The organism is Polaribacter sp. Z022, from assembly GCF_023555495.1.
Taxonomy (GTDB): domain Bacteria; phylum Bacteroidota; class Bacteroidia; order Flavobacteriales; family Flavobacteriaceae; genus Polaribacter.
This window is the reverse complement of sequence record NZ_JALCZO010000003.1, coordinates 603,448-623,193: the sequence shown is the minus strand read 5'-3', so window position 1 is coordinate 623,193 and position 19,746 is coordinate 603,448. Positions and strand designations below refer to the sequence as shown.

The following is a 19,746-nucleotide window of genomic DNA, read 5'->3' as shown; positions in this document are numbered from 1 at the left end:
AACTGTAAACTGAAAACTATATTGTCAGGCATATATATACACATACCATTTTGTAAGCAAGCATGTTTTTATTGCGATTTTCATTTTTCTACTTCTTTAAAAAAGAAAGAGGATATGATTTCTTGTTTAATTAAAGAAATTGAAATCAGAAAAGACGAATTGCAAAATAAAACAGTAGAAACTATTTATTTTGGTGGTGGAACTCCTTCTGTTTTGTCTGTTGAGGAAATTAATTTATTGATAGATGCTGTTTATAAAAATCATACTGTAATTAAGAATCCAGAAATTACCTTAGAGGCAAATCCAGATGATTTATCAGAAGAGAAAATTATAGAGTTATCAAATTCACCAATTAACAGATTAAGTATTGGAATTCAATCTTTTTTTGAGAAAGATTTAATACTAATGAATCGTGCTCATAATGCATCAGAAGCAAAAAAATGTTTAGAAATTGCTACTCAATATTTCAACAATATTTCATTAGATTTAATTTACGGAATTCCAGATTGTACAAACAATGAATGGAGAGAAAACATTCAAATAGCATTGAGTTTTGGAATTCCTCATATTTCTAGTTACGCATTAACTGTCGAAGAAAAAACTGCTTTAGACACTTTAATTAAAAAAGGAAAAATTAAAAATGTAGATGATGAAAAAGCACAAGAACAATTTAATATTTTAATTGATGAATTAAATAAAGCAGGTTTTGTGCATTACGAATTATCTAACTTTAGTAAAGAAGGTTATTTTAGTAAAAATAATTCGTCTTACTGGTTAGGAAAATGGTATTTAGGTATTGGTCCTTCTGCACATTCTTTTAATGGAGTTCAAAGAAGTTGGAATATCAATAACAATTCTAAATACATTAAAGCTATTGGTCAAAATAAACTGCCAATAGAAAGAGAAACTTTAACCAAAAAAGATGCATACAATGAGTATGTGATGACTGGTTTAAGAACCATTTGGGGAGTCTCATTAGATAAAATTGAAAATGATTTTGGACTAAAATATAGAAATTATTTAGAGAAACAATCTCAAAAATATATCAATCAAAACTTATTGATATTAGAAAAAAACACATTAAAAACCACAAATAAAGGGAAGTTTTTGTCAGATGGAATTGCATCCGATTTATTTATGGTAAATTTGATTTAAAATTTTAATATATGAAGGCAATTGTTGAATACAATTCAAGGAAAATAGAAGTAGATATTTCTAATCCTATAGATATTTCTATTCCTATTGACATGTCTAAAGACAAAATAAATGCTTGGGGTGTAGAAGATCCTAAGATTGAAGTTGTTAAGTATGATGATTATGAAGTAAGTGTTGCAAATGGTGCAGTAGTTAATTTTAATGACATCACTTTTAATCCTCACTCTCATGTTACGCATACAGAATGTGTGGGGCATATTACCAAAGAAATGCACTCTGTAAATAAAAATTTAAAGTATTTTATTTTTTTAGCAGAGGTTGTAACCATTGCTCCATTATTTCATAATGGCGATTTTATAATAGGAGTAAAACAATTAAAAAATGCCTTAAAAAATAAGAAAAGAGATGCTATTGTAATACGTACTTTACCAAATTTAGAGGAAAAAAAGAGTATGAAATATTTTAATACGAATCCAACTTATTTATCAGAAAAAGCTGCTATTTATTTAAGAGAAAAAGGAATAAAACACTTGTTAGTTGATTTACCATCTGTAGATAAAGAAAAAGATGGAGGAAGACTTTTATCTCACAATGCTTTTTGGAATACAGATGGAGAAGTAAGAATGGATGCAACTATTACAGAATTTATATACGTACCAAATGAAGTAGAAGATGGAGAGTATTTATTAAATTTAATGATTGCTCCTTTTGAAAATGACGCTACACCAAGCAAACCTGTATTGTATGAAATTTTAAAATAGGTTTATGCATGAATTTAATATCAAGTTATTAAAAGTACTTGTATTATCTATAGTTTCATGGATGCTTTATTTTTTTATAATAAATTCAAATAAAGTAAATTCTATTTTAATAAAGATACAAAATAGTAATTCTAGTAAAGGTTTTGGGTTGTATTTAACAATAGAATTATTTAAATATTTTTTATTAATTTTTGGTGTTATTTCTTTTGGATTTGTTATTTATAAATCCTTTAAAAAATAATTATTACTATTTTTCTAAATAGCAAACTAATGCACATAGAACAACTTAGAGATTTTTGTATTGCAAAAAAAGGAGTTACAGAACATTTTCCTTTTGATGATGTTACTTTGGTTTTTAAGGTAATGAACAAAATGTTTTTACTTACAGGTTTAAACAATTGGGAAAAAGGAGAGCAAAAAATGAATGTAAAATGCGATCCAGACAAAGCTATAGAACTACGTGAAACATATGAAGGAGTTAATGCTGGTTGGCATATGAACAAACGTTTATGGAACACAGTAACTTTAAACACTAGTGATGTTTCTGATGATTTAGCAAGAGAACTTATAAACCATTCTTATGATATGGTTGTAAAAGGTTTAACAAAAAAACTACAAAAAGAGTTAGAAGAATTATAAACTTCTATAAGAAAGTGGTGTTGCTTTTTTAATCTCTTTAAACTGTCTGTTAAAGTTAGAAATGTTGTTAAAACCAGATTTAAAAGCTACTTCATTGATAGATAAATCTTTGTCAGAATTCAATAATTTACAAGCATTTTCAATTCTTATTTCTGTTAAAAAACGAATGTATGTTTTGTTGGTTCGTTTTTTAAAATATTTACAAAAAGCATTTTTGGTCATATTAGCTACACTTGCAATATCTTCTAAAGTTATTTTTTGATTTGAATTTTCTATAGTAAATTCAAAAACATTACGCATTCTTTTACCCTCTATATCAGAGTATTTTTTATGGTAAACAAACGAAGAAAGTGGTAAAGATTTAGCATTAGAAAAAACTTTTAATATTTCTAAAAACAAAATGAACCTTTCTAATTTAGAAGCATCTTTTAGTTTTAGAAAGTTTTTTATAATATCTTTTTTATGCGTTTTAATAACCAAACCTTGTAAAGCTTTAGATAAGAAATGTTTTATTTCTGTAAGCTCATTTAATTCAAAAAAAGAAGCTCCAAAAGAAGATTTAGAAAAAAATATACTCAACATTTTAGAGGTTTCTTCCGTATTTTTATCACTTTTAAAAGCATGAGGTAAATTGCTTCCAATAATAAAAATATCATTTTCAGAATAGCTAGAAATTTTATCACCTACTAATAAAGTTCCATTTCCTTTTTCAATAAAACTAATCTGAATTTCATCATGTTGATGTAATTTGTCATAAAAAACAACTTCAATATCTTCCTGATAAATTAAGGCGTTATTTTCTGGTTTCGGAATTTTAAATGGTAAAACTTTCATTTTATAAAGATCTATTTTAATCTAAAATTATTCAATAATACAAAATTATATTCTATTAAGGATAATATAATATCTAAAGTGAATAATTTAATCTTATTTTAGTATTTGTTAACTCTTTAATTTTACTTTCAATAAAAACAGAATTATGAGCATACAATGGGATGGTGTAATGCCAGCAGTGTTTACATGGTTAAAAGAGTCAAAATCTGGCTTACTTGAAATTGACTTTGATACAACTCAAAAACAGGCTGCAGGTATTTTAAAAGTTCAAGGTAAAGGTGGAAGCAGAATGAGTGGACTTGTTGGTTCTGGAACTTTGGGAGAAAATAGCTATCTAAGTACCAATCAACGTCTTTCTTTACTTAAATCTCTTTCTGAAGTTGCTAAAGAATACAATGTACCGTTAATTAGTGGAGCAGCAGCAGAAACTAAAGAAGAACTTGCCAAAATAGTAGAAGGACTTGCAACAGTTGGAGTTGATACAGTCATGGTTATGCCACCAAAAACCAAGGCAATTCCTTCTGAAAAAGAAATGTATGAGTATTATGCACTTTCAGAAACCACTGCAAAAGATGTAGGCGTAACAATTATGCCTTATAACAATCCTGATGCAGCTGGTTATCATGCGCTCTCAACAGATCTTCTTAAAAGACTTGCTGTTCTTCCTCAGGTAACTGCTCTAAAAATTTCGACTATAGATGTTTCAATAATTGAAACCTTATTGTTAGAGAATAAAGATTTAAAAATTTTGGCAGGAGTAGATACAGTCACTGTATATGCAGGACTTGCTGGAGCAAGTGGTGGTATTACAGGTGTTGGAACTATCTTTCCAAAAGCAAGTGTTACTATGCAAGAGTATGTTTTAAATGGAAAATGGGCTGAAGCAAACAAAATTTCTCAAGCTTTAAATTCATTATCATATTTAGATGCACAACCTTTGCTTATGGAATATCTAAAGCTTGCTATGGGAATTCATCATAATGATGTTGCTGGGGGGCTTCGTACTTTTGGTAAGAAATTAACGCAACAGCAAATTGATGATGTTCGTGCAAGATATATTCTGGCAAAAGAAAGGCTTGAAGTTCTGGACTTAATAGGTTAAGCCTTTCAATATTCAATAAAAGTAGTTTACAAACCAGTAAATTTGAAAAAAAACATTTAAAAAATAAGTAAATATGATTTCAGGAAAAAACTCTATTGGAAAGAAATTTTCAGCAAAAGGAACCATTACCTACACTACTTTCAATCCAGAATTGAATGAAGAAAATACAACTGTTTTTACAGAAGCAACTTCAAGCGAAATTAATGAAGCTGTGGCATTATCTTCTGAAGCATTTAAAGAATTTAGAGAAGTTTCTGGAGAAAGAAAAGCTGCTTTTTTAAATACAATTGCAGATGAAATTTTAGCTTTAGATAATTTATTGATTCAAACATATTGTTCAGAAACTGGTTTGCCAGAAGGAAGAGCAAAAGGAGAAAGAGCTAGAACTGTTGGGCAATTAAGAAGTTTTGCAAATTTAGTAGCAGAAGGTTCTTGGGTAGAAGCAACTATTGATGTTGCACAGCCAAATAGAGAACCTATGCCAAAACCTGACATCAGAAAAATGTTAATTCCTTTAGGACCAGTTGTTGTTTTTGGAGCAAGTAATTTTCCATTAGCATATTCAACAGCTGGAGGAGATACAGCAGCAGCATTAGCAGCTGGTTGTCCTGTAATTGTAAAATCCCACCCTATGCATGCAGGTACAGGAGAGTTAGTAGCATCTGCAATAATTATTGCAGCTCAAAAAACTGGTATGCCAAATGGTGTTTTTTCAAATTTAAATTCTAGTGGAATAGAGGTTGGTCAACAATTAGTTTCACATCCAGATGTAAAAGCAGTAGGGTTTACAGGAAGTATAAAAGGAGGAAGAGCTTTGTTAGATTTAGCTTCTAAAAGAGAAGAACCAATTCCTGTTTTTGCAGAAATGGGTAGTATAAACCCAGTAGTAATTTTACCAAAAGCGCTAGAAAATAGAAATGAAGCAATTGCAAAAATATATGCTAGTTCTATAACTTTAGGAACTGGTCAATTTTGTACAAATCCTGGTTTGTTATTGGGTGTAAAAAGTGATGCTTTATCTAGTTTTATAAATAATCTCTCACAAGAAATTATGGAAATGAATCCTTCTTGTATGTTGCATCCAAATATCAAAAACGGATATGTAAACAATAAAGAAAAAGTAATTTCTCAAGCAAATGTTTCTGTTACAGCTAATTTTACATCAGAAGTAGAAAACAATTATGCAGAACAAACAATTGTAAGTGTTTCTGGAGAAGAATTTTTAGCAAATCCAACCTTACATTTAGAAGTGTTTGGACCCTTTTCTATGGTTGTTCAGTGTAATAACCTATCAGAATTAGAAACTGTAATTTCTAAATTAGAAGGGCAGTTAACAGGTACAGTAATTTCTGACGATAATGAAGTTTCTGATTATCCAGCAATAATTGCTGCTCTACAAAATAGAGTAGGTCGTATTATTTTTAACGGAGTTCCTACAGGTGTTGAGGTTTGTGAATCTATGGTTCATGGAGGTCCTTATCCTGCATCTACAGATAGTAGATTTACTGCAGTAGGAATTAATTCTATTAAACGTTGGGTAAGGCCATTTAGTTATCAAGATTGGCCAAATAATTTGTTGCCAAAAGAGTTACAAGATGAAAATCCATTAGGTGTTTTTAGAATTAAAGACGGAATTAGATCAAAGTAAAATGAGTAAGCATACTTTTGTTTGTATAGATGCTCATACTTGTGGAAACCCAGTAAGAGTGATAAAAAATGGAGGTCCAAAATTGATTGGAAAATCAATGAGCGAAAAACGTCAACATTTTTTAAAAGAATATGATTGGATACGTAAAGGTTTAATGTTTGAACCAAGAGGTCATGATATGATGAGTGGTTCTATATTATATCCACCACACAATTCAGAAAACGACTTTGCTATTTTATTTATAGAAACTTCTGGATGTTTACCTATGTGTGGTCATGGCACAATTGGTACTATAACTATTGCTATTGAAGAAGGGTTAATTAGACCAAAAATCCCAGGAAAAATAAAAATGGAAGCTCCTGCAGGTTTGGTAGAAATAGTATATAAACAGACTAATAAAAAAGTAGATTGGGTAAAACTTACCAATGTTAAAAGCTATTTAGCTGCAGAAAATTTAACAATAGATTGTCCAGAATTAGGAGAAATTACTTTTGATGTTTCTTATGGTGGAAATTATTATGCAATTGTAGATCCTCAGAAAAATTTTAGTGGAATTCAAGATTTTACAGCCTCTAAAATCATACAATATTCGCAAGTAGTTAGAGATCGAATTAATGAAAAATATCCAAATTTATTTGTACATCCAGAAAACGATTCTATAAAAAATGTGAGTCATTTGTTATGGACAGGCACTCCTATAGATAAAACTTCTCATGGAAGAAATGCTGTTTTTTATGGAGATAAAGCAATAGATAGAAGCCCTTGTGGAACAGGAACCTCTGCAAGATTAGCACAATTATTTGCCAAAGGAAAATTAAAAGTGGGCGAAGAATTTATTCATGAAAGTTTTATTGGAAGTAAATTTGTTGGTTGTATAGAAAATGAAACTACCTTAGATGGTAAAATAGCAATTATACCAAGTATAAAAGGTTGGGCAAAAGTTTTTGGGCAGAATACAATTACAATAGATACCGAAGATGATCCTTATGCTTTTGGTTTTCAAGTAATCTAATAAATGAACACTCAAAAAAAGAATATTTTAGAAAATCATTGTTATACAGAACTTGTATATCAAAGAATTAATAAGAAGTTAAATACTAATTTATCAAATTTAAAAATAGAAGTTTTTCTTAAAAAAGTATTGTTTGAAACTGAAGCATCTCAATTTGAGAAAATTGGAAAGAATTTTTATGTTTCTAATACAAAACACAATATAAAAGTAACTGTAAATTCTAATACATATAGAATTATAACTGTAGATAAATTAGAAAAATAGTAAAGTTGAAATGGCAAAAAGTGTAATAATAATTGGTGGAGGAATTATAGGCTTATGTTCAGCTTATTATCTTCAAAAAGAAGGTCATAAGGTAACTGTTATTGATAAATCTGATTATTCTTCTGGAGCATCTTTTGTAAATGCAGGTTATATTACTCCTAGTCATATCATTCCATTAGCAGCACCAGGAATGATTAATAAAGGAATTAAGTGGATGTTTAATTCTGAAAGCCCATTTTACGTAAAACCAAGATTGGATTTAGATTTTTTAAAGTGGACGTGGTTGTTTAAAAGAGCCTCAACTCATAAAAAAGTTGAAAGTTCCATTAATATTATTAAAGATATTAATTTATTAAGCAGAGAATTATATGAAGAAATAAAAGCATCTAAAGACTTCGATTTTTTTTATCAACATAAAGGATTGTTGATGTGCTATCAAACAGAAAAAGCGGGTGAAGAAGAATGGAAGGTTGGTTTACGTGCAATAAAAGAAGGTTTAAAAGTTGAAAATTTATCAAAAGAACAAGTACAAAAACTAGAACCAAATTCAGGTATAAATATAAAAGGTGCAGTATATTATCATTCTGATGCACACATGACTCCAAATGAGTTTATGATGCAAATGAAAACTTATTTAAAAAAGAATGGTGTTAGCATTTTAAGCAATGAAGAAGTGTTAGAAATAACTGTTTCTAATGATAAAATATCAGAAATTAAAACCAACAACCTTCAAATTAAATCCGATGAGTTTGTAATAGCCACAGGTTCTTGGTCTCAACAATTGGTTAAGAAATTAAATGCCAAAATTCCTGTGCAAGCAGGTAAAGGTTATAGAATAAATGTAACTAAAGAAACAGGAATTAAAATACCATCAATTTTAATTGAAGCAAAAGTTGCAGTTACACCAATGAACGGATTTACACGTTTTGCAGGAACAATGGAAGTTGATAAAATAAATCATAAAGTAAACCCAGTTCGTGTAAATGCAATAGCAAAAGCTGCAGAAAAATATTATAACGGATTAAAAATAGAACAATCTGAAATTGATAATGCTGCTTGTGGTTTAAGACCATGTTCTCCTGATGGTTTACCTTATATTGGGCGTTTATCTAAAGTTAAAAACGTAACTGTAGCCACAGGTCATGCAATGATGGGGTGGAGTTTAGGTCCTGCAACTGGTAAATTGGTTTCAGAAATTATTTCTGATAAAAAGTATTCATTAAATATCTATCCTTTTTCTGTAGAAAGATTTTCTTAATTTTGAATAGATGGAAAAAAAAGAACTCAGAAAAATTTACAAACAAAAACGTAAAGAATTATCTTCAAAAGAAGTTGAAAATCTTCAAGAAAACATATATAAACAAGTTTTTGAACTCGATTTGTCTACTATAAAAACTGTCCATATTTTTCTGTCTATAGAAAGATTGTTTGAGTTAAATACAAACCCGATAATAGATTTTTTATTATTAAATAACAAACAAGTTGTAGTAAGTGTCAGTAATTTTGAAACAAACACCTTGAAGCATTTTTTGTTTGATAGAAAAACAAAATTAAAAGTAAGTTCTTTCGGAATTCCAGAACCAATAAACGGAAAAGAAATTGATGCTAAAGAAATAGACCTAGTTTTTGTACCTCTTTTAATTTCTGACGAAAAAAACTACAGAGTTGGTTATGGAAAAGGTTTTTATGATCGATTTTTAGCAGAATGTAGAACAGATGTAAAAACAATTGGATTAAATTTTTTTAAACCGATTAAAGAAATAACAGATTTAAATATGCATGATGTTGCATTAGATACTGTAATATCAGCTAATCATTAAATAAAAATTATGCGTTATAATAAAATTCCAAATTCATTATTTGTAAAAAATAGAGCAAATTTTATTGCTCAAATGAAACCGAATACTATTGCAATTTTAACATCAAATGATGTGAAACATACAAATGCAGATGATGTAATGGGTTTTGCTCAAAATAACGATTTGTTTTATTTATCAGGAATTGATCAAGAAGAAACAATATTGATTTTGTATCCTGATGCATTTAAAAAAGAAAATAGAGAAATACTATTTGTAAGAGAAACCAATGAGCATATTAAAATTTGGGATGGAGAAAAACTAACTAAAGAACAAGTTTCAGAAATTTCTGGAATAGATAGAGTAGAGTGGAATCAAGATTTTGAAATGACCTTGCAATACATGGCTTTTGAAGCTGATGGTCTTTATTTAGGACATAATGAACATCTAAAGCGTGTTACAATAGATCAAGAAACGCAACAAGATAGAATGATAAAATGGTGTAAAGAAAAATATCCTTTGCACGAATTTTATAGAGTAGCTAAAATTACTAGAGATTTACGTCCTGTAAAATCAGATGAAGAAATTGTTCAAATTCAGAAAGCTGCAGATATAAGTGTAGAAAGTTTTATACGAGTATTAAAAGCTTGTAAGCCAAATATAAAAGAATATGAATTAGAAGCAGAATTAACATATAACTTAATAAAATATGGAGCAACAAGAAACTCTTTTAAACCTATAGTTGCATCAGGTAAAAACTCATGTTCTTTACATTATAATACTAATGATGATACTTGTAATGATGGAGAATTAATATTGTTAGACTTTGGTGTTTGTTATGCAAATTACAATAGTGATACTACTCGTTGTTTACCCGTAAATGGAAAGTTTTCAGAAAGGCAAAAAGAGGTCTATAATGCAGTTTTACATTGCTTAAAAGAAGGAAGTAAGTTGTTGAAACCTGGTATTTTTCCTGCTGATTACGAAAAAGAAATGGCAACATTAGTTGAGGTTGAATTGATAAAATTAGGTTTATTAGATGCAAATGAAGTGGCAAATCAAAATCCTGAAAAACCTTTGTATAAAAAGTATTTTATGCACGGAACTGCACATTATATGGGTTTAGATGTTCATGATGTTGGTTTGTATTCAAGAAAAATGGAAAAAGGAATGGTATTTACTTGCGAACCTGGAATTTATATACCAGAAGAAGAAATTGGGTGTCGTTTAGAAAATGATTATTTAATTACTGAAGATGGAAATATTAATCTAACAGAAAAGATGCCAATTGAGATTAATGAAATTGAAGCATTAATGAATAATTAGTATTATATGAAAGGTATAGGAGGTTCAACAATTAAAAAAGAATTAGAAGCGATAAAACCAATTGCTCATTTAGTAAAACCAATTCAGAAAGAAGAATTTCAACATAGAATTAATAAAGCTTGTAAGTTAATGCAGCAACAAAATATACTTGTTCTGTATTTACATGCTGGCACAAACTTATTCTATTTTACAGGAATGAAATGGAATTCTAGCGAACGAATGGTTGGCGCTATTTTGTTTCCAAATGGTAAGCTAATTTATATTGCTCCAGAATTTGAAAAAGGAACAATTTTAGACTTTATGTTGATAAAAGGTGATGTTGTTTGTTGGGAAGAACATGAATCTCCTTATGAGTTATTTATTGCAATTTTGAATGAAAACGGAGTAACATCTGGAGTAATTTCTATGGATGAAGCCACTCCTTTTTTTATTTTCAATGGAATTCAGAAATCTACAAACTTATTTAGTTTTATTGATGCAAAACCAATTACTGCTGGTTGTAGAATGATAAAATCGGAAGCAGAAATAGCGATTATGCAGCATGCAATGAATATAACCTTAGAAGTTCAAAAAGCAGCAGCAAGAATTTTGTATGAGGGAATTTCTGTAAAAGAAGTTACTAATTTTATAAACGAAGCTCATAAAAAATATGGAGCAACTGCTGGCTCTTATTTTTGTATTGTTTTATTTGGAATAGATTCATCTTTTCCTCATGGAGTTAAATCTCCAAAAAATTTAGAAAAAAACGATGTGGTTTTAATTGATACTGGTTGTGTGGTTCATGATTACATTTCAGACATTACAAGAACATATGTTTTTGGTACAGCTAATGATGAACAAACAAGAATTTGGAATATCGAAAAACAAACACAACAAGCAGCTTTTGATGCAGCACAATTAGGAAATACTTGTGCAGATATAGATAATGCTTCTAGAATTGTTTTAGAATCTCATAATTTGGGGCCAGATTATAAATTACCAGGGTTGCCACATAGAACTGGTCATGGAATAGGTTTAGGAATTCATGAATGGCCATATATTGTTAAAAATGATTACACAGTTTTAGAACCTGGTATGACATTTAGTAATGAACCAATGATTTGTGTTCCAAATAAATTTGGAATAAGACATGAAGATCATATTTATATGACAAATCAAGGTCCAAAATGGTTTACAAACCCAATGTATTCTATTGATAACCCTTTTGGAGTATAATTTACCTAACTTTAGAAAATATTATTTAGAGTTTGGCGAAATTGTAAAAGAATATTTGTAAGTTTTATTTGCAGGAATAGTATACTCTTCATGAACCAATCTTCCCCAAGAAGTATCTCCTCCAACTCCCATTTGTTGTAAATCAATATTCCATTGAATTGTTTCTCCTAGTTTAATATCTGCCCCATGTTTTTTAGTAACTGGTACTAAACCAGAGGCAGATTTTCCTGCTTCTTCAGAATTAAAATCGATTTCTTTTTGTGTAAAAGGCCACACACTCGAATTTAATAATTGATTGCTTGTTACTTTTAAATGAATGTTTTCTGATGAAACTTGCATCCATCTAACATCTGTTTTATTTCCTGTTTCTTGTGGTCTAGAGTATCTATGAAATTGTTCATTTGTTTTTCCTGAATATATTCCAATTTTTTGTCCAGATTTACGGTCCCAATAACTTTCATTAGGTCCTTTACCATACCAAGAAACATTTTTAAAATTTTTAGATAAAGAAAGATACATACCTATTCTTGGTAAATTAGGTAAATCTTTTTTATTGGGTTTATAAGAATAATTTATTTTTAATTCACCTAATGAATTTAAAATGTAATTTACAATAACATTGGCTTCATTTTTAGGTAATTTATAGGCAACTTTAAAAGAAACACCATTAATTGTTTTAGTAGGCTTTGTAACTAAAGTAGATGTATAGTTATAACTTGCTTTTTGCCAATTTTTAGCCCAATTATCCATACCATTACCTAAATCATTGTCTGTTGGAGGTCTCCAGAAATTTGGTTTAATTGGCTTAGATATAATTTCTTGATGTTTATAGTACCAGTTTAAAATTTCTCCAGTTTTTTTATCAAGATGAATTAATGATTTATCATCATAAATTTCATGAACTGTGCTTTCTGCAATTTTTAAACCTTGTTTTAGATTAGGATTATCAATCTTGTTTTTCTTTTGAAGAATGAATTGTTCCCAAGCAATTTCATGACCTTTTGATAACATTTCAGTTTCTTTTTTTTGAACCAAATTAATTTCTAAAATATATTCATTTTCAGGGATAAATTTAGTTGGAATTTCAGGAAAATACATTTTAACTTTAGTTTGAGGTTTGATATTTAGAGCAATATCTTTTTTTAAATGATGCTCTTTACCATTAACTAAAAGTTTTAATTGAAGTGATTTATCATAAAAATTTGCAAAGAAATTTTTGTTTTCTATTTCTATAATACCGTTTTTTAAATAACTGAATTTAACTGGTTCATAAACTTTTTTAACCTCAGTTAAATGTGGGTGAGGATTTCTATAAGGGTCAACTAAACCATTATTTAAAAAATTTCCATCTGTTGGTAAATCTGGATGATAATCATGACCATAAGCTAAATAAGGTTTTCCATTTTTGTCTTTATATTCTAAACTTTGATCAACCCAATCCCAAATAAAACCACCTTGTAAATTGTTGTATTTTTCAATAATTTCCCAGTAATCTTGTAGGTTGCCAACAGAATTTCCCATAGCATGCGTATACTCAATCATGATAGAAGGTTTGTTAGATTTAGATTTTCCATGATTAATTAAGTATTCTGGTTTTGGATACATAGGACAATAAAGATCTGTATAATCTTCTTTTCCTGCGGGTTCATATTGTACTATTCTATTACTATCTTTTTCTTTTAACCATCTATAAGTAGTTTTAAAAATTTTACCAAATCCAGCTTCATTTCCTAAAGACCAAGAATAAATAGAAACATGATTTCTATCTCTATAATACATACGTTTTACACGCATTAAATGTGCAGGAAGCCAACTCATTTCATTTCCAATTTGTGTATTTTTATCTATAGCTAGAGGATGACTTTCAATATTGGCTTCATCAATAACATACAATCCATATTTATCACATAAATCTAACCAATAAGGATCATTTGGGTAATGTGAAGAACGAACAGCATTAATGTTATTTTGCTTCATTAATTGAATATCTTTTTTCATTGTTTCTTTAGTAACAACATGCCCTGTGTATGGATCTGTTTCATGCCTGTTTACCCCTCTTATATAAATTGGTTTTCCATTTATTAAAACTTGTGCATTTTTTATTTCTACACGTTTAAACCCAATTTTCTTTTTTATAAATTGATTTTTTAAAGAAATTTGTAAATCATATAAATTAGGTCTTTCTGCTGACCAAGATTTTATATTCATTATATTTTTATCTATTTTAAAATCAAATGTAGAATTTGCAGAAATGTTAATTTTTTTGGTTTCACTAAAACAATTTTCAAGATTAATTGTAATCTCTTTAGAAACTGGTTTATTCGTTTTATTTGAAATAGAAATTATTCCATTAAAAATTCCATTTTTATAAGAATTATCCAATGTGGTTTTAACGTGGAAATCGGAAATGTAAATACTAGGTCTTGAGTATAAGTAAACATCACGTTCAATTCCGCTCATTCTTAACATATCTTGACTCTCTAAATAACTTGCATCAGACCATCGAAACATTTGTAAGGCAATTAAGTTTTTGCCTTCTTTTAAATATTTGGTGATATTAAATTCTGCAGGGGTTTTACTTCCTTGAGAATAACCAACATAATTACCATTAATGTATACATACATTGCAGATTTAGAGGCTGCAAAATGGAGTATAATATTTTCAGACAGAAATTCTTTGGTTAAATTTATTTTTTTACGATAAGTACCAACAGGGTTGTAATCTTTAGGTACTTTAGGCCAATTTGTTTTAAAAGGATAACGTTCATCTAAATATATTGGTTTTCCAAAACCTTCAACTTCCCAATTTGCAGGAACAGGAATTGTTTTCCATTCAGAATCATCAAAATCTAAATTATGAAAAGTTGTAGGACGTTTTTTAGGATCCTTTACCCAATGAAAATTCCATTTTCCATTTAAATTAAAAAAGCGTTTCGAGTATTCTTTTTTATCAATATTAGAATTTTCAAAAGCAAAAAATGTAGCTCTTGGTACTAATTTGTTTTCCTCAAATATTTGATGATTATAATGGTTTTTTTGTACTGGAATTTTTTTTAAAACTTTCTTTTTACAACTAAAAAGAAAACAAAAAATTACAAAGTAAAATTGATTTAATTTCATTTTAAATATTTTGTAATTGCATAAAATCTTCATTTAATATTTTATGTAAATAGAAGATTAATTCTTCTGCATTTTCTTTTGTAAAAACTATAGGAGGTTTAATTTTTAAAACGTTGTTATCTGGTCCATCTGTACTCATTAAAATTCCATGGTTTTTCATCCTATTTGCTAAATAATCTGTTTGATTTGCTAAAGGTTTTAAGTTAGAATCTACCAATTCAATTCCTAAAAACAATCCTAGACCTCTTACTTCTCCAATAATTGGGAACTTTAAAGCAAGTTGCTTCAATTCAGATTTTAAAAACTCCCCAACTCTTAAAGCATTCTCTTGAAGTTTATCTCTTTTTACAGTTCGTAAAACTTCAGTAGCAATAGCACAAGAAACTGGGTTTCCGCCAAAGGTGTTAAAGTATTCCATTCCGTTTGCGAACTTATCTGCAACTTCTTGAGTACAAGCAACTGCAGCAACAGGATGCCCATTTCCTAAAGGTTTTCCAATAGTTACTATATCTGGAATAACATTATGCAATTGAAAGCCCCAGAAGGTTTTACCCATTCTACCAACACCAGTTTGTACTTCATCTGAAATACAAATTCCGCCAGCATTTCTAACCAATTTATAAACATCTGCTAAAAAGCCTTCAGGTAATTCTATTTGCCCTCCACAAGAAATTATTGGTTCTATAATAAAACCTCCAACATTTCTACCATTTTGTTGAATGTTCTCAATACATTTTTCTACTTCTTTTGCATAATCAGATGCTGTATTTTTTCCACGATATTTTCCTCTAAAACTATCTGGTAAAGGAAATATTTGAGTGTATTCTGGTACACCATGTCCACCTTTTCCATCAAATTTATAAGAAGAAATATCAATACACATATTAGAATTACCATGATAACCAAATTCACTTGCAATAATATCTTTTTGACCTGTTGTTGCTTTAACCATTCTTAAAGCCAATTCATTTGCTTCACTACCAGAATTTACAAAATGTAATACATTTAATTCTGGAGGTAATGTTTCTATGAGTTCTTTGGCTAATTCATTAATATTTTCATGTAAATATCTAGAGTTGGTATTAATCAAGGCCATTTGTTGCTGTCCTGCTTTTACAACATTGTAATTCTCATGCCCAACATGAGCTACATTGTTTACTGTATCTAAATATTTTCTTCCAAATTGATCCATCAAAAACTGTCCTGAACCACGAACCATTTTTATTGGAGTTTTATATTGTAAGCTTAAACCTTTTCCTAAATGTTGTTTTCTATAGTTTATGATTTCATCATTAGAAATGGCTGTGTTTTTTTCTAAAACTTCAGATTTGAAAAGTAAATTAGGATTAGGACAAACACTTTTCCAAACATTAATTTGATTGTGATAAGCAACACCAGGAAAATCATTTTTGTAGTCAAATAATGAAAGTAAAATTTGAAAATGTAAATGAGGAGTCCAATTTCCATTTCCTGGATAGTTTCCTAATTCAGCAATTTTTTGTCCTTTTAAAATAATGTCACCAATGTTATGTTTTAAAACACTTTCAATGGTGTTATGTCCATATAAAGTATAAAAGCAAAAATCTTTTTGTTGATGTTTTAAAATGATTAAACCTCCATATTCTTTATCGCCAAAATCATTAACAGCAATAACAACTTCACCATCTAAAAGTGCATGAACGGGTGTTTTTTGTGGTAACCAATAATCAATTCCTAAATGAATACTTCTACTTTCTTTACCGTAATTTCCAATTTTATCATAAGTAGTTGAGGTGTAAATTGCTCTTGGTTCTAAATATCCACCAGCAATAACTTTATTAGGAATTTCTTTTTGTAGTTGCTCAATTTTAAATTGAAATAAATCGAGATTATTAAAGTCTTGTTGGTGCCCAATCCATTTACTAGAAACGCTTAAATCTATGTGATGAATTTCGTTTTTATTAATTGTTGGAAATAAATCAGAAATTAAAAACTTGTTTTTTGAAGTCCAATTTTTAAACTTTTCTTCATTTGGATGTGCTACAAAACCACATGCAGTTCTAAAAGTGTATTCCGCAAAATCTGGATGAATTGTTTTCCATTTTTTTAAAACTTCCCAAGCAGGTTTTTCGCTTATTAATAAATATTCATTATTTGGTTCTTCAATTTTATTGATAGCCGATTTTGTGACAGAAATTACCAAACGCATTGCTATTGCATTATACAAATATTTCAATTCTATTTCTTGTAAAGGAAAACTAGCATTATATCCTTTTACAATCGGAATTGTAGCGTCTAAAACATCATAATGATTCATAATTGAATAGGCGCATGTTATTGCTAAATCATTAATAATTTGCGTGTAAATTGCATCTCCATAATCAATAGCAGCTATAACTGTTGGCTTAATGAGTTCTTTAGAAACAATAACATTATTGTCATTTGCATCATTATGTACAACAGATTTTCTTAAACAATCATAATCTGATTTTTGATTTTCAAATTGCTCTTGAAAGTATGTAATGATTTCTTTTTCTTCGGATGAAAAAAGAGAAAGATATTTTTTTGTCCAAAGAGATTGAGCAACATCCCAAACAAATTCTCTGTCAGCTTTTTTATGATTAAAACCTTGTAAAGCTGCAGTTAATTTTCCTGCTTCTATACCTAAACTATAACGTAAATTATTTAATTGAGGATTTACAGAACTCCATACTCTACCAGAAATCCACGTTAATAATCGTACATTTCTTGTGTTTTCAAAAGAATCTTTTATGGTAGAAATAGAGTTTCCATCTACATCCAAAATAACTTTTGGACTCATTATTTCATTTCCGTTTTTTGCAACAAATTGTAATAATCTTTGTTGAAAATCTAGATATTTCTCATCTTCATTTGGACGAGAAATTTTTAAAATATAACTTTCAGAAGTATTTGTTTTAATTCTGAAATTAAAATCTAATTCTCCAGGTAATTCAGAAGCAGTACCTTTGATTTTATAAGTATCAAATAGAATTTTTTCTGCTTGTTCAATAGATATTTTTATTTGATTATAATTCATTTAATCTTTTTGTAAAAGCATAATAATATGAGCAGCACTCCAACTAAAGTTATGTGCATTTAAACCTTTACCAGTTAAAGGATGATAATTTTCTCTAATAGATTTTCCTTTTCCTAATACTCCTTTAGCTCCTTTTAAAATCTGCATAGTAGCTTTATCAGCATCTTCATGAAAACCATAATTATGTAAACTTTTTACTCCAAAATAAGCTTGATCTAACCAATTTGGTCCTCGCCAATAACCTTTTAAAGGGTTAAATTTTTCGTGATCTGCGCTCATTGTTTGGAAAGGAACTTTGGTGTAGAATTTTTTAGGATTCATCATTTTATTTCTAATAGCAATTGCTTGTTCCTGGGTTGCTGCATTTGCCCAAAGAGCTGTCCAACCTTCACTTCCTTCACCTTTTATAAAAGTTTTTCCATCTAAAGAAGTATCATAAAACCAACCGTCTTTTTCATCGTAAAATTGAGATTGTATTTTAGTTTTTAAAATTTCTGCTTCATCAGATAATCTTTTTAAATCATTTTCAATATTCAATACTTTTGCTAGTTGAATTAAATATTTTTTTTCAGCATATAAATATGCATTTAAGTCTACAGATTCTTGATTAATTGAAAAAGCATTTTTACCATTTTTTAAAATTTTAGATTTGTCAAAACGAATGGCATTATCCATACCACTTTCCCATTTTGCAGCTATTAAACTTCCATCTGTAGACCCATACTCGCACAAACCATCTTTATCATGATCTCTTTTATTATACCAAAATTCATGATACAATTTTAATTTAGGATACATATGTTTTACAAAGTCTACATCTTTATCTTTTTCATAAATTTTAGCAACAGCCCATGCAGATAAAGGTGGTTTTGTATCTCTATAATTATGTCTTTCAATTAAAGTATCTCTATATACGCAATCAGCAACAAAACCATCTTTGTTTTGAAATTCAAACATTAATTTCATTTGTTTTTTTGCCAACTTTGTATTGTAAAAAGATAAACCAACTGCATGTTTCCAAGAATCCCAAGACCAAAAACCATTAAACCATTTGTAATGATAACTAGGAAACAACCCTTCGTGTTTTATTTCTCCTGCTGGAATTCTCCAATTATTTTGCAATGTTAAATTTACTTTTGCCAAAACTTCAGCATATTTTTCTTCAGAAAATTGTTCTTTTCTATTTTCAATTAAAGATTTTAATTCGTTGTTTTTTTCTGTTTTTCTTTTTTCTAAAACAGCATTAAAGGATAAGTTTTTAATTGATTTTTTTTCATCATTCCAAGAATATTCTGGGAATATAAATGTTTGAGATATTATGAACTCTTTAATTTCATTAGGTTGTAATTCTATTGAGATTGTTTTAGAAGTATATGTACTGTCTGTAGAATTTAAAAATACCTCGTTTGGAAAAATGATATAACCAATTGCTTCCGTTTTTATTGAATGTATTGTAAGTTGGTTTTTGTTAGAAGTAAAAGATAAACCATCAGCTAATACTTTTTCATTCTTAAAAGAATAATTAATGTTTTGTAAAGACTTGCTATTGTTTTTTAATGTAGATTTTATAATTACTGTATGACCAGAAGAATAGACGAGTTCTTGTTTAAATTCTATTTTATCAGATATAAAAACTTGTTCTAAATTACTGTTATAACTTTTTGTAATATGAGAATTCCATTGATTATTTTCTATAACAATATTTGTTAACGATGTACTGCTCCAAATTCCGTTTTGTTGGGTCATTAAAAAAGGACCAGAAAAACCAGTAAAATTTGCTAAAGAATCTGGAAAACTATAACCAAACCAAGCACCTTGATCTGAAAACATTAAACCA

General features: G+C 28.7%; 15 protein-coding genes. 11 read left to right on the top strand and 4 right to left on the bottom strand.

Annotated features, from left to right (window positions below; all coding sequences use genetic code 11):
* Window positions 1-21 precede the first annotated feature (21 nt).
* The 3 genes from hemW (at window position 22) to MPF13_RS09645 (ending at window position 2,555) form a co-directional block, all read left to right on the top strand.
* Window positions 22-1,155: a radical SAM family heme chaperone HemW gene (hemW, locus tag MPF13_RS09655; protein ID WP_249982299.1), complete on the top strand. Its 1,134-nt coding sequence runs from the start codon at window positions 22-24 to the stop codon at window positions 1,153-1,155.
* Between the two features lie 11 nt (window positions 1,156-1,166).
* Window positions 1,167-1,916, top strand: coding sequence for a cyclase family protein (locus MPF13_RS09650; RefSeq protein WP_249982298.1), 750 nt, complete (start codon window positions 1,167-1,169; stop codon window positions 1,914-1,916).
* 270 nt (window positions 1,917-2,186) lie between these two features.
* Complete coding sequence (locus tag MPF13_RS09645; protein WP_249982297.1) at window positions 2,187-2,555, top strand: MmcQ/YjbR family DNA-binding protein; 369 nt, start codon at window positions 2,187-2,189, stop codon at window positions 2,553-2,555.
* On the opposite strand, the gene MPF13_RS09640 is transcribed toward MPF13_RS09645, so the two are convergent.
* The gene (locus MPF13_RS09640) at window positions 2,550-3,389 is read right to left on the bottom strand and encodes an AraC family transcriptional regulator (protein WP_249982296.1); all 840 of its coding nucleotides are present in this window, start codon (window positions 3,387-3,389) and stop codon (window positions 2,550-2,552) included. The two genes, MPF13_RS09645 and MPF13_RS09640, sit on opposite strands and share 6 nt — an antisense overlap.
* Before the next feature lie 145 nt (window positions 3,390-3,534).
* Here MPF13_RS09640 and MPF13_RS09635 point away from each other — a divergent pair, with 145 nt between their 5' ends.
* The 8 genes from MPF13_RS09635 to MPF13_RS09600 all read left to right on the top strand — a co-directional run bounded on the left by MPF13_RS09635 (window position 3,535) and on the right by MPF13_RS09600 (window position 11,752).
* Complete coding sequence (locus tag MPF13_RS09635; RefSeq protein WP_249982295.1) at window positions 3,535-4,491, top strand: dihydrodipicolinate synthase family protein; 957 nt, start codon at window positions 3,535-3,537, stop codon at window positions 4,489-4,491.
* A 73-nt stretch (window positions 4,492-4,564) separates the two neighbouring features.
* Window positions 4,565-6,139 carry an aldehyde dehydrogenase (NADP(+)) gene (locus MPF13_RS09630; protein WP_249982294.1) on the top strand — a complete coding sequence of 525 codons (1,575 nt, stop codon included), beginning with the start codon at window positions 4,565-4,567 and terminating at the stop codon, window positions 6,137-6,139.
* A gap of 1 nt (window position 6,140) precedes the next feature.
* Window positions 6,141-7,151: a 4-hydroxyproline epimerase gene (locus MPF13_RS09625; protein ID WP_249982293.1), complete on the top strand. Its 1,011-nt coding sequence runs from the start codon at window positions 6,141-6,143 to the stop codon at window positions 7,149-7,151.
* A 3-nt stretch (window positions 7,152-7,154) separates the two neighbouring features.
* Window positions 7,155-7,415, top strand: a complete 261-nt coding sequence (locus tag MPF13_RS09620; protein WP_249982292.1) for a DUF3781 domain-containing protein — start codon at window positions 7,155-7,157, stop codon at window positions 7,413-7,415.
* Between the two features lie 10 nt (window positions 7,416-7,425).
* Complete coding sequence (locus tag MPF13_RS09615) at window positions 7,426-8,673, top strand: NAD(P)/FAD-dependent oxidoreductase (RefSeq protein WP_249982291.1); 1,248 nt, start codon at window positions 7,426-7,428, stop codon at window positions 8,671-8,673.
* A gap of 10 nt (window positions 8,674-8,683) precedes the next feature.
* On the top strand, window positions 8,684-9,235 hold the full coding sequence (locus MPF13_RS09610) for a 5-formyltetrahydrofolate cyclo-ligase (RefSeq protein ID WP_249982290.1): 552 nt from the start codon (window positions 8,684-8,686) through the stop codon (window positions 9,233-9,235).
* Between the two features lie 9 nt (window positions 9,236-9,244).
* On the top strand, window positions 9,245-10,537 hold the full coding sequence (locus MPF13_RS09605) for an aminopeptidase P N-terminal domain-containing protein (RefSeq protein ID WP_249982289.1): 1,293 nt from the start codon (window positions 9,245-9,247) through the stop codon (window positions 10,535-10,537).
* Window positions 10,538-10,543: 6 nt separating this feature from the next.
* On the top strand, window positions 10,544-11,752 hold the full coding sequence (locus MPF13_RS09600; protein ID WP_249982288.1) for a M24 family metallopeptidase: 1,209 nt from the start codon (window positions 10,544-10,546) through the stop codon (window positions 11,750-11,752).
* Between the two features lie 21 nt (window positions 11,753-11,773).
* On the opposite strand, the gene lacZ is transcribed toward MPF13_RS09600, so the two are convergent.
* From lacZ to MPF13_RS09585, 3 genes are read right to left on the bottom strand one after another with little or no spacing between them, the layout of a single operon-like run.
* Window positions 11,774-14,872 (bottom strand): beta-galactosidase, LacZ type, encoded by a 3,099-nt coding sequence (gene lacZ / locus MPF13_RS09595; RefSeq protein ID WP_249982287.1) that lies wholly within the window; start codon window positions 14,870-14,872, stop codon window positions 11,774-11,776.
* A 1-nt stretch (window position 14,873) separates the two neighbouring features.
* Window positions 14,874-17,909 carry an aminotransferase class III-fold pyridoxal phosphate-dependent enzyme gene (locus tag MPF13_RS09590; RefSeq protein WP_249982286.1) on the bottom strand — a complete coding sequence of 1,012 codons (3,036 nt, stop codon included), beginning with the start codon at window positions 17,907-17,909 and terminating at the stop codon, window positions 14,874-14,876.
* Window positions 17,910-19,739, bottom strand: coding sequence for an MGH1-like glycoside hydrolase domain-containing protein (locus MPF13_RS09585; protein WP_249982285.1), 1,830 nt, complete (start codon window positions 19,737-19,739; stop codon window positions 17,910-17,912).
* Window positions 19,740-19,746: the final 7 nt, after the last annotated feature.